This is a genomic window from Victivallis sp., from assembly GCF_048170485.1.
Taxonomy (GTDB): Bacteria; Verrucomicrobiota; Lentisphaeria; order Victivallales; family Victivallaceae; genus Victivallis.
On the sequence record NZ_DBEXAY010000184.1, the window covers coordinates 25,738 to 37,110 of the forward strand.

Genomic DNA, 11,373 nt, shown 5'->3' on the forward strand with positions numbered 1-11,373 from the left:
CCCCGTCATTGTCTGTCTGCACTCCCCCCGGTTGGCATTCACTGCGGAAAACAACTTGGACGGGGGATCTTTTGATGATGAAATTGCAACTGACGTCGGGAATGCGTCGCAATGCGGTATGTTCCTGCCTTCTTTCCGGAATGATGGCGCTTTCCGCCACCGCGGCGGAATCGGGGACGCCGGCGGAAAAACCGGTGATCCGCACGGAGGCGGACATGGAACAGGGCAAGCGGAACGTCCGCTCGGTTCTGAACGAGCTGGAAGAGCTCTTTGCCGCCGACAACTCTCTGCCGCAGGTGGTCGCCGCCCACAAGCCGATTGAACCGCCTTACGTCAAAGTGATCTCCGGCCAGAACGGCCGTTCCACGCTGGTCTTCCGCCCCCGCTTCTCGTCGGCCAAGGAGATGGCCAAAACCGTCGACGGCGTCGCGATCGGCTCGGTGCTGATCGAACCTTTGAAAGAGCAGAACGAACTGCTCATCAACGCCCCGGATGCGGAAATTCAGAGCTATCGCGACATTCTTCTGGCGATGGATGTGCCCTCCCCGCAGATCCTGATCGAAGCGAAAGTGGTCGAGGTGATGTTCACCGACGGGATGCAGCGCAATCTCTCGTTCAACTTCACCGGCAAACGCTACAATGTCAGCGGTTCCGCGGAGGTTCCCGGACAGAGCGCTCAGCCCACCACCGGTCTGGGAGGAAATTTCACCCCCTATTCCGGCAAGGATTCGATGAACATCGCCTTCCAGTGGCTGCTTTCGGCGCAGGACGCGAAGGTGCTCTCCTCGCCCAACATCCTGCTGTCGCGCAACGAAGTGAGCCGGATCGTCACCGGCGAGGAGATCCCGATTCAGGAGGCGAACAGCACCGGGAACACCCTCTCGCTCAGCACCAAGTTCAAGAGCGTCGGCGTGACGCTCGAAGTTGAACCGAGCATGATCAACCGCGACAACGTGACGCTGCGGATCTTCCCGAAAGTTTCGAACGTGGTCCGTTATGAGAACGTCTCCGCCGGCGGCGACACCACCTATCCGGTGCCGGTGATTTCGGCCCGCAGCGTCGAAACCCATCTGCGGATGCAGGACAAGCAGGTGGTTATGATGGGCGGGCTGTACAACAGCCGCGACACGCTCCAGCAGCAGCGGATTCCGGTGCTCTCCGACCTCCCGCTGATCGGCGAGCTCTTCACCGGCAAGAACGAGTCCAAAGAGGTCACTCAGCTGATCTTCTTCCTGAAGATTCACATCATCTCCCCGGACCAGGCCGCCAGCGGCATCTTCTACAACTTCGACCGCACCGGCAAGATCAGCGAAAAGCTCGGCGAAATCGTTGAGAATGCCGACAGCATTCCGCTGCACCGCACCTCGGTGGAAAACTTCGGCGAAGAGCTCAACCACGCCAAGCCGGGGGAACTCGAACGGCGCCGCCGGGAGTTCCACCAGACGCCGATCACCATCGATGAACCGGCAGAAACCACCACCAGCGGAGCGGAAACGAAATGAAAATCTCCCGCCGGAAACTGATATGGATCATTCTGCTGCTGGCGGCAGCCGGCGGCTCTGCCGGCTACTACTGGGGCGTCTACCTGCCCCGGGAACGGGCGCGCCTGGCGGAGGAGGCGAAGAAACTCGCCACCGACGGCGGCGACATGGACCGCACCTACAAGGTCCGGCGCGACGACCTCGTGATCGGACTCCTGCAGGGCGGATATGTCAACGCGAGCAAGAAGCACAAACTTTCGCTGCAGGCGAACTACCGCACCAAACTCCTCTGGGTGATCGACGAGAACAGCAAGGTCAAGGCGGGCGACCTGCTCGCGAAATTCGAAACCGACGAGCTCAAGGAGCAGATCGAGAATCAGGAGATCGAGCTGGACAACCTCTCGAAGGAGCTGGAGATCGCCATCGAGGCGGAAAAGATCCAGGTCAGTTCCAACGCGGCGGACCTGCAGTCCGCCGAAGAGACGCTTCTCCAGGCCGACGACGCGCTGCGCAAATATCGCCGGTTCGAACGTGCCAGCCAGCGCGACGCGCTCGATCTTGCCATCTCCAAGGCGGAAGCGTCGCTCGCAGAAGCCAACAGCGCCTACACCGAAATCCGCGACAGCGACACCGCCACCAAAAGTGACGAAAACGCCGACGACAAGAAGCGCGAGGAGCTGAACTCCCAGCAGAGCAAAATCGACGAGGCGGAGAATGCGCTCCAGACGGCCGAGGACAATCTGCGAGTCTTCCGCCGCTACGACAATCCGAGCAAGATCACCCGGCTGGTCAACGCGCTCGAACAGGCGAAACTCAACTTGCGCAAGGTGAAGATTTCGACCGAATCGAAGCTGGTCCAGCAGAAGAAGTCGATCGCGAACCTCCGCCGCCGCATCCGCCGGCTGACCGACCAGCTCAACCGCTACAAGAGCTACATGGAGATGATGAAGCTGGTCGCTCCGGTCGACGGCATCGTGATCTACGCCGACCCGGACCGCCGCTGGGGCAATCTCGACGTCAAGCCCGGCATCGATGTCGGCAAGGGACAGGTGCTCATCACCATTCCGGAGATGTCCAACCTGGTGGTGGATTTCGACCTGCCCGAGCAGTACCGCTCCAAGATCAAGATCGGCGACCGGGCGGTGATCTCGCCCGACTCCCTCCCCGGGGAGAAGTTCGGCGGCACGATTTCTCACATCGACACGCTTCCGGTCAACCTGGTCGTCTGGGACAGCTCCTCGCCGAAGATCTACAAGTCGAAGATCAAACTCGACAAGCAGTCCCCCAAGCTGGTCAACGGCATGAGCGTGCAAATCAACGTGGTCACCCGGGTCATTCCGAACACGATCTTCGTACCGGTCGAAGCGGTTTTCGAGGAGAACGACCGCTTCTTCGTCTACCGCAGCGGACTCGGCGGCCCGACGGAGGTGGATGTCACCATCGGCGACTCCAACGACAACTTCGTTCAGATCACCAAGGGGCTCGAAGAGGGAGACGTGGTCTATCTCTACCGGCCCTATCAGAAGACGCAGGAGGCACAATGACGGCCATGGCGGGCGGCGGAGACGAAATCGTCCGGCTGATCGACATCCGCAAAACCTACGTCACCGGCGAACTGCAGGTTCCCGTGCTCAAGGGAATCAACGCGACGGTGACGCGGGGGGAGTTTGTCGGATTCATCGGCACCTCCGGCTCCGGCAAGTCGACGCTGCTGAACATTCTGGGGATGCTTGATGTGCCGACTTCCGGGCAGTACTATCTGGAAGAGACTGAAGTCAGCCGCCTCTCCGATGTGGAACAGGCGGCAATCCGCAACCGGAAAATCGGCTTCATCTTCCAGAGCTTCAACCTCTTTTCGCATCTCACGATCGAACAGAACATCGAAGTACCGATGGTTTACGCACGGATTCCGGGGCGAATCCGCCGGGCCCGGGCGCTGGAGCTGGCCAAACGGGTCGGCCTCGGCCACCGGCTCGGACACCGCCCGACTCAGCTCTCCGGCGGAGAGTGCCAGCGGATCGCCATCGCCCGGGCGCTGAGCAACCAGCCCGCCTTCATCCTCGCCGACGAGCCGACCGGCAACCTCGACGAGAAGACCAGCGATGAAATCATGAAGCTCTTTCACGAACTCAACCGCGGCCAGGGGGTGACCATCGTGATGGTGACCCACAACCCCCTGCTCGCGCCGCACTACGACAAGATCATCCGCCTGCGGGACGGGCGGATTGAAAACACCCCGCTGGAAGGAGAGAAAATCCGATGATGCTGGTTCGGGATCTCTTCCGGTTGTCACTGCACAACCTGCTGCTGCACAAGGTGCGGTCAATCCTCACCTCGCTCGGCGTCATCTTCGGCGTCGGCAGCGTAATCGCCATGCTGGCGGTGTCGGAGGGGGCGAAGCGTTCCGCACTCGCCCAGATCGAAGCGATGGGAATCGACAAAATCATCCTCTTTTCCAAGCGGCCGCCGCTGGAGGGGCGGAGCGAGGGGTCGGAAAACGCCAGCGTCATGGAGCGCTACGGCCTCACCGAACGCGACCTCTTCCACATCAGCCGGATGGACAACGTCGAACGGATTACCGGCGTTTTCGACGCGAGAAAAAAAAATACTCAAGGGGTTGCAGCGAACCGACTTGAAACTTGTCGGATGCGACTACCGCTTCCTCGAGGACTCCTCGGCGCGAATCGAAAAAGGGCGCTGGTTTTCGCCGGTGGATTTCAAAAATGAATCCAACGTCTGCGTCATCGGCAAAAACGTCAAGCGGAAACTCTTCTCCATCGGCCGGACCGATATTGTCGGCGACACCCTCCGCATCGAAGACGGGGTTTACCGGATCATCGGAATCCTTTCCAACGAGTACGGCACGCAGTATCCGGAGGTCGGCGGGCAGAACGACATGATCCTGATTCCGATGTCGACGGCGCGGGCAAAGTTCAAGGACTACACCTACCAGCGGGAGGGGCGGCAGTTTAAAATCACCCGGATCGCCTACGACCTCTTCCTGGTCAAGGTGAACGACACCAGCTACATCGACAACACCTCCAAGCGCATCGCCGCCTATCTGGAGAAGGTGCACGACGAAACCCGTGACTGGGGCATGGTCGTGCCGCTCGAACTGCTCAAACAGCGCGAGCAGACCCAGAACATCTTCACCATCGTGATGGGCTCCATCGCCGGCATCTCGCTGGTGGTCGGCGGCATCGGCATCATGAACATCATGCTTGCGAGCGTCTATGAACGGCGCAAGGAGATCGGCACCCGCCGCGCACTCGGCGCACAGAAGTCGGATATTCTGCTGCAGTTCCTGATCGAGACGGTCTTTCTCACCTCGACCGGCGGCGTGGCGGGCATCCTGCTCGGGGTCGGCATCGCGCGGACCATCACCTATTACAGCGGCATGCCGACGGTCTATTCGCTGTGGAGCATTCTGCTCTCGCTGGCGATCTCCAGTCTGGTCGGCGTGATCTTCGGAACCTATCCGGCCTACAAGGCGGCGCAGCAGAATCCGATCACGGTTCTGCGTTCGGAATAACGGAGGATCTGCCCATGATGACGCGAACGAAACTTCTCCTTGCCGCACTTCTGCTGGCGGCGGGGAGCTTTTTCGCCGCGCCCCGCGCCCGGGCGATGGACCCGGTGACGCTGGCGCTGCTCGCCCCGGCGGCGATGCGGATGGCGGAGGCGACCCACCCCTATCTCATGAACGGGCTCGCCTGCGGCGCCCGCGGTCTGGCCAAGACCGGGATCTCCGCCTTCAAGACCCTCTACCTGCCGCTCGGGGCGGTGCAGTGCACGCTCGGACTTCCGTTCGGCTGTCTCGGCTCCGGCGTCAACAACCTGATCGAGGGGGGAGCCGCCCCCTTCGAAATGGCCTTCCACGCCTGCATGCTGCCGGTCAACCTGTTCGGAGTGGATATCTGACCGCGTGCCTCACGGCCTCGCCGCCTGTACTTTTTTTCTCGGTTCCGGTTGAAAAAGAAGCGCCAGACATGTAAATTGATCCCGGTCCATCAGAGGAGAGGCAATATGGCACCGGGAATGTGGAAAAATCCAGCCGTGACGGCGGCAGCGGGAGCGCTCGCCGGAATTCTGCTCGGCTTCGCTGTCGGGCGGTTCTGCGCCGCGGAGTGTCCCGCACCCTCCCCCGCCACGCCCCTTTCCTCTTCCACCGCAGTTCAGGACACAGCCGCCCCCACCGGCGCGGAGCTGAAACGGGCGGCGGACCGGGCGCTGCGCGACGCGGGCCTCCACCGTGGAGAATCGGCCGGAGTAATTTTGCAGGAGACGCTCGAGGACGGCAGCCGGATGGTTTCGGTCCGGCTGGAAAACGGCAGAACGGTGCGCGGGCGGCTCTTCCGCGACCGGATGCGCTGGAAGATCAGCCTCGACCCTCTGACACTCTACGACGGCCAGACCATAGTGATCGAAAAGGAACTCATACACCGGAAGGGAAGATGAAATGAAACTGTTTTCATGGGTTGCCGCCCTGCTGGCGGCCGCGACGCTTCTGCCGGCGGCGGAAGCTCCGGCGAAGACGGGGCAGCAGGAAAAAATCAAGGTGGCGGTATTCGATTTCTCCACCATCGACACCGTCGGGCAGAAGTTCTACCGCTACACCGAGGAGAGGATTCCCTCCATTTCGTACAGTTCTTTGAACGCAAACGACTACGGTACCATCGACGACCGGATGCTCGGATTGATCCGGCTGTTCGAAAACCGGGCAACACTGCAGGAACGGCAGGAGGAGCGCGCCCGGATGGATCAGCTCAACGACCGCACCCTCGCCCTGCGGGACGCCCTCGCGGCGAAGCTTCTCAACTCGCCGCAGCGCACCGCGGTGATCGGTTCGGAATACATGCTCGCCGCGCTGGGAGAGTATCCGCAGACCTTCACTCCGGTCGACCGGCGGACGCTCGACGACTCGCTGCTGGCCATCGAACTGGGCACTCAGGCGACGGCGATGGCGGAAGCCGGACAGAAGTTCCGCCGCCTCTCCGGAGCGACCCATGTGCTCTACGCGGTCGTCTCCGACTGTCAGAAGGAGGAGACCGCCTTCAAAGGGTACGGCATCGAAACAAAGAACAAAATCTACACGCTGGACCTGCTCGTCAAACTCGTGGACCTGCGGGACAATTCCATCGCCTTCAGCGGTCTCTTCACCGGCAAGGTCCGCCAACTCGACCACAGCGCGGTGACCCACACCGACACCGGGCTCTATGAAAAACTGATGAAAGACGCGGTCCGGCAGGCCGCCGCCGCCATGAACCGGCGGTTCGAAGCGAAGGAGGAGAAGCGATGAAAAAACTGCATCTCTTTATTCTGGCGCTCTTCTGCGCGACGGCACTTCACGCCGCCGACCGGATCGCCGTGGCGGAGATCATGACCCGCGGGAACATCGACGCCGCCGGTCTCGCCGGACTGGCCGACCAGATCGAAGCGAAACTCGGCGGAAACTATGAGGTGATCTCCCGCACCGCACTGCAGGCGATGCTCAAGGAGGTGGCGTTTCAGACCGAATCCGGACTGGCCGACAGCGCCGGGCAGCTGGCCGAACTCGGCCGGGTCCACGGGGTCAAGTATCTTCTGGTCACTTCGGTGGCCCAAATCGGTTCCCGGATGGGCATGACGCTGATGGTCGTCGACTGCAGTACCGGGAAAGTCGACCCGAAACGGCACATCTCCCTCGACGCACCTGATCTCAACGGCCTCATGCGGCGGCTGGACTGGGCGCTCGACAAGATCGGCCTTCTCGCCCGCCCCGGCGAAACCGCCGTGAGAAAACAGCTCGCCGTGTTCCCGGTGCAAGTCGCGCCCGGCATCGCTCCCGCCTCCGGCACCTCGTTCGGGACGAAACTCAGTGAATTTCTGCTGAAATCCGGCAGTTTCGAACTCCTCGGCCGCGATACGCTCCAGGCAGTTGCCGCCGAATCGGCGCTGGCCGACGCCGCGCTCGCCGCCCCCGGTCAGCAGATCAAAACCGGCGCGCTGGCGGTCGGCGACTGGCTGATCCTGCCGAAGCTCACCCGGTTGGAGGTGCAGAATCTCTCCTCCGGCACCGCCATCGCCGGAACCTCCACCCGCACCGTCGCCACGCTGGAGGCGGAACTGCGGATCATCGAGGTCAAAAGCGGCACCCTCGTCGCGGTGGAGTCGATCACCTGCCGCCGCCGGAGCAATGAGATTCCCGCCGAGACCCGCCGCGACTGGACCGCCGCCGACTACCAGAACGACCTGCTCAGCCTGGCCGCGGAAACCGCCGGGCGCAAACTGCTCGAACGGCTCGATCCGGTGCTGGTTGCCGCAGTCGATGGCAACACCCTCTATCTCACCCGCGGCGAAGGGGCCGGCGTACGTGCCGGGCAGATCTACGAAATCTATCAGCCGGGCAAACCGGTGGTGCATCCCAGGACCGGCCGGGTGCTGGGGTCGGCGGAAAAACGGCTCGGCGACGCCCGGATTGAATCGGTCACGGCCGACATGAGCACCGCCTCCTGGCAGGGCAAAGGGGAACTCCCCGCCGTCGGCGCCCGCTGTCGCCTGAAGGCGGATTCCCGGACTGCGACGCCGCAGGCCGCAAAGCCTGCCTACCCGAAAGCCACACCGTAAGAGCGTCAGGAGAAGACGGGCCGTGAGAAGACGGAGGAGATCACGCGGAGCAATTCTGCTGACGGCGCTGCTGGCGCTGGCCGGCGGCTGCCGCTCCGACTTCACCCGGCAGGATCAGCAGAAACTTCAGCAGCTCTACTACTCCGGCGACCTCGACCGTGCCGCCGAACTCAGCATGAAAATGAGCGACGCGGAGAACGGCGAGACCGGCCGCGAAGCACTGCTCTGGCATCTGGAGGCGGGCAGCATCAACCTCGACGCCGGGCGGTTCGACGAGGCGCTCACCGCGCTGGAGCGGGCGGAAAAGCTCTTCTGGCTCTTCGACCGGCAGGGCAGAATTCGCCTCCACCGGCCGGGGACGGCCACCTATCACGGCTACCGGAACGACCGGCTGGTGCTCGGAATGCTCAAGTTCTTCACCTATTTCAGCCGGGGCGAGCTGGAAGACGCCCTGGTCGAAATCCGGCGGCTCCGCGCCGGGCAGTACCTCTATCTGCTCAAGGAGTCCGACCCGAATCTGCGCGAATACGATCAGGAGAACTTCGGCCGCAAAGTCGCCCCCTACCGGCTGCGGAAGCTGGAGAAGGAGAACCAGACGGCGGCCGGAACCTTCCGCGCCGCCGGGGTGCAGGCGGAGTACGGCGAATACAAGGACCGGCTGCGGCCGCGGCTGGCGCTCCTCTTCAACCCGCTTCCTTTCTACCTCTCCGCCCTCGGCTATTACTGGGACAATCAGTTCGACGAAGCGGCGGTCGACCTCAAGTACCTCTTCTGGCTCCAGCCGGACAACGAACTCTTCCGCCGCGACTATGCGACCGTGCTCCATCTGCTCGGCGAAAAAATTCCTCCGGAACTCGCCTCGGTCAAGCCGTGGGACTACCCGCTCACCGACAATCTGGCGGTGGTCATTCTGGCGCAGGGAATTCCGCCGGGCTGGAAGGAGCGCAGCACCACCGTCCGCCTGCCGGGAATGGTTCCCGGGCACTGGAAGTTCAACCTGCCGGAGGACAGCCGCGCCCAGGCGCTGACGCTCCGCGCCAGCGGCGGAGGCCGCCACTGCGTCGGCAGTGAACTCGCCGACCTCACCAGCATCGCGCAGGATGAATTCTGGCAGCTGACCATGCCGGAACTGGCGGGCGGCGCCGCCGCCGCCATCCGGAGCAAGACCATCGAACACGAAGCGGCCAAGGCGTCGCTCGCCGCCCTGCTCGCCTCGCCGAACTTCGACGGCAAAGCGCTGGCGGTCGCGGCGGCGACGGCGCAGGTCGCCGCCACTTCGAGCGTTTCGATCAACGACACCGACTGGCGGCGCTGGGTGACGATCGCGCAGCGCTACCGGATTCTTCACCTGCCGATTCCGGCGAACCGGGAGATCACCGTCGAAATCGAGGGCGCCGACCGGAAGAGCCTCTTCCGGAAGACCCTGAAATTCGAACCGGAAACCACCCGGGCGCTGATCTACCTCCGGGAGGCGGGCGGAAAATTTTACCTGAAACAGTGGAGTACGATGGAGTGAAACTATGAACTGGCGGCTCATGACTTTTCTCTTCGCCGCAATGGCGATGCTGCTGGCAGCGGGATGCGCCTCCCCCGCCCGGATCATCGGGGTGGACAGCGACGAGGCGCTGGTGACGATCAGCGAACTCGACCCGGCCGACTGGAACCGGGCGGCGGCGGAGAACATCGACTCCCTGCTCGCCTCCGGCGCGCTCCGCCGTCCCGACGGCAAGCCGGCGGTGGTGATGGTCAGCCGCATCCGCAACTACACGACGCTCCACCTGGAGTCGCAGATCCTGACCGACAAGATCCGCCGGGCGATCCTCCAGTCGGGGCAGGCGAAGGTGACCTCGGCGCTCGGCGCGGGCGGCAACCTCGACCTCGCCGTCCGGAGAATCCGCGACAAGGATTCCGACGACCTCTTCAACCAGGCGACCGTGCCGAAGCGCGGCACCGTGATCGCGCCGAACTTCAGCCTCTCCGGCGCGATCACCCAGCAGACCATCTATCAGGGACGCACCGAAGAGAGCTATTTTCTCTTCCACATGGCGCTCACCGATCTGGTGACCGGAATCGCCGTCTGGGAGCACACTGTGGAAATTTTAAAACAGGGAACCTATCCGCTCTTCTGAGCGGGCAAGCAGGAAAGGAATCCAACATATGATCCAGCAGACACTCGTCCGGGCCGCCTGTCTCGCCGCCGTTCTTCTGGCGCTGACCGGCTGTCAGAACACGGTGAACACCCTCTCCGGCGGCCCCGGCGTCACCGCCGCCGATCTGAAACGCTTCACCAGCGACAGCTTCTGCCGCGACCGGCTGGCGGTGCTGGCGGTCAACATGGCGCAGACCGACGGCGGCGTGCGGCAGCTTCAGGTGACGCTGCGCAGCGAACGGTACGGCTTCTTCTCCGAAATCTGGAGCTGGATGACCGGCGAGAATCCCTATTACATCAACTACCGGGTGGACTGGCTCGACGGCAACGGCATGCAGGTGCCCTCCCCCTCCTCGAACTGGATGACGGAAATCTTCTACCCGGGCGAGACCAAATACATCCGCAGTGTGGCGCCGACGTCACAGTGCGCCGACTACATGGTGAGCCTCAAGGAAAAAAACGATTGACGGAAAGGAAAATCAACCGATGAAGACACGTGCACTCTATGGAGGAGCGGCGGCCGCGGCACTGCTGCTCGGGTACGGCTGCGCCGTCGCGCCGCACCGCATCGACCCCGCCGGCGACCAGACGCTGACCAGCACCCACCGGATCGACGTCAAGGACTGGCAGACCGCCGCATTGAAATCGATCGATTCGCTCCTCGCCTCCGGCGCGCTGAACCGGGCCGACGGACGCAAGACGATCGTGATGGTCGGCGAGGTGAAAAACAACACCTCCACGCCGGTCAACACCCGGATTCTGACCGACAAGATCCGGCAGGCGATTCTCCGCTCCGGCAAAGCGGTCACCACCACCGCGGTCGGTGCGAAGGGAGCCGAGGAGGCCGCGGTCCGGCAGGTGCGCGAACTGGAGAACGACGACCTCTTCAATCAGGCGACCGTGCAGAAGCGCGGCACCGTGATCGCGCCGGATATGAGCCTCTCGGGTGAGATCGTCCAGCAGAGCAACCGGGTGGGCCGGGTTGAAGAGTCCTACTTCTTCTTCCACGTGGTGATGACCGACCTCGCCACCGGCCTCGCAGTCTGGGAGGACAACGTCGAAATCGGCAAGCAGGAGACCAAATCGATCTTCGACTGATGCCGCCGCCGGCAACGGGCAAAAAAATCCCCCGCGCTT

Annotated in this window: 13 protein-coding genes; all 13 read left to right on the forward strand. The window is 62.9% G+C overall.

Going from position 1 to position 11,373, the window contains the following annotated elements; all coding sequences use genetic code 11:
* Nucleotides 1-74 precede the first annotated feature (74 nt).
* The 13 genes from ACMLHG_RS09565 (at nt 75) to lpoB (ending at nt 11,334) form a co-directional block, all read left to right on the forward strand.
* Nucleotides 75-1,502 (forward strand): type II secretion system protein GspD, encoded by a 1,428-nt coding sequence (locus tag ACMLHG_RS09565; RefSeq protein ID WP_295807019.1) that lies wholly within the window; start codon nt 75-77, stop codon nt 1,500-1,502.
* Nucleotides 1,499-3,025: an efflux RND transporter periplasmic adaptor subunit gene (locus ACMLHG_RS09570; protein ID WP_295807021.1), complete on the forward strand. Its 1,527-nt coding sequence runs from the start codon at nt 1,499-1,501 to the stop codon at nt 3,023-3,025. Before ACMLHG_RS09565 ends, ACMLHG_RS09570 begins: the two co-directional genes overlap by 4 nt.
* 26 nt (nt 3,026-3,051) lie before the next feature.
* On the forward strand, nt 3,052-3,744 hold the full coding sequence (locus ACMLHG_RS09575; protein WP_417170359.1) for an ABC transporter ATP-binding protein: 693 nt from the start codon (nt 3,052-3,054) through the stop codon (nt 3,742-3,744).
* Nucleotides 3,741-4,208 (forward strand): ABC transporter permease, encoded by a 468-nt coding sequence (locus ACMLHG_RS09580; protein ID WP_417170343.1) that lies wholly within the window; start codon nt 3,741-3,743, stop codon nt 4,206-4,208. The genes ACMLHG_RS09575 and ACMLHG_RS09580 overlap by 4 nt, the downstream gene beginning before the upstream one ends.
* Nucleotides 4,114-5,013 carry an ABC transporter permease gene (locus tag ACMLHG_RS09585; protein WP_417170344.1) on the forward strand — a complete coding sequence of 300 codons (900 nt, stop codon included), beginning with the start codon at nt 4,114-4,116 and terminating at the stop codon, nt 5,011-5,013. The genes ACMLHG_RS09580 and ACMLHG_RS09585 overlap by 95 nt, the downstream gene beginning before the upstream one ends.
* A 14-nt stretch (nt 5,014-5,027) precedes the next feature.
* Nucleotides 5,028-5,402, forward strand: a complete 375-nt coding sequence (locus ACMLHG_RS09590; RefSeq protein ID WP_295807025.1) for a hypothetical protein — start codon at nt 5,028-5,030, stop codon at nt 5,400-5,402.
* 105 nt (nt 5,403-5,507) lie between these two features.
* Nucleotides 5,508-5,939 (forward strand): hypothetical protein, encoded by a 432-nt coding sequence (locus tag ACMLHG_RS09595; protein WP_417170345.1) that lies wholly within the window; start codon nt 5,508-5,510, stop codon nt 5,937-5,939.
* 1 nt (nt 5,940) lies between these two features.
* On the forward strand, nt 5,941-6,780 hold the full coding sequence (locus ACMLHG_RS09600) for a hypothetical protein (RefSeq protein WP_294432882.1): 840 nt from the start codon (nt 5,941-5,943) through the stop codon (nt 6,778-6,780).
* Entirely contained in the window at nt 6,777-8,087 is a 1,311-nt protein-coding gene (locus ACMLHG_RS09605) for a CsgG/HfaB family protein (RefSeq protein ID WP_417170346.1), read from the forward strand. The genes ACMLHG_RS09600 and ACMLHG_RS09605 overlap by 4 nt, the downstream gene beginning before the upstream one ends.
* Before the next feature lie 22 nt (nt 8,088-8,109).
* The gene (locus ACMLHG_RS09610; protein WP_417170347.1) at nt 8,110-9,603 is read left to right on the forward strand and encodes a hypothetical protein; all 1,494 of its coding nucleotides are present in this window, start codon (nt 8,110-8,112) and stop codon (nt 9,601-9,603) included.
* Nucleotides 9,604-9,607: 4 nt separating this feature from the next.
* Nucleotides 9,608-10,216, forward strand: coding sequence for a penicillin-binding protein activator LpoB (locus ACMLHG_RS09615; RefSeq protein ID WP_294432879.1), 609 nt, complete (start codon nt 9,608-9,610; stop codon nt 10,214-10,216).
* A gap of 28 nt (nt 10,217-10,244) precedes the next feature.
* Complete coding sequence (locus ACMLHG_RS09620) at nt 10,245-10,703, forward strand: YcfL family protein (RefSeq protein WP_294432878.1); 459 nt, start codon at nt 10,245-10,247, stop codon at nt 10,701-10,703.
* A 19-nt stretch (nt 10,704-10,722) separates the two neighbouring features.
* On the forward strand, nt 10,723-11,334 hold the full coding sequence (gene lpoB, locus ACMLHG_RS09625; protein ID WP_295807039.1) for a penicillin-binding protein activator LpoB: 612 nt from the start codon (nt 10,723-10,725) through the stop codon (nt 11,332-11,334).
* The last annotated feature ends 39 nt before the right edge of the window (nt 11,335-11,373 follow it).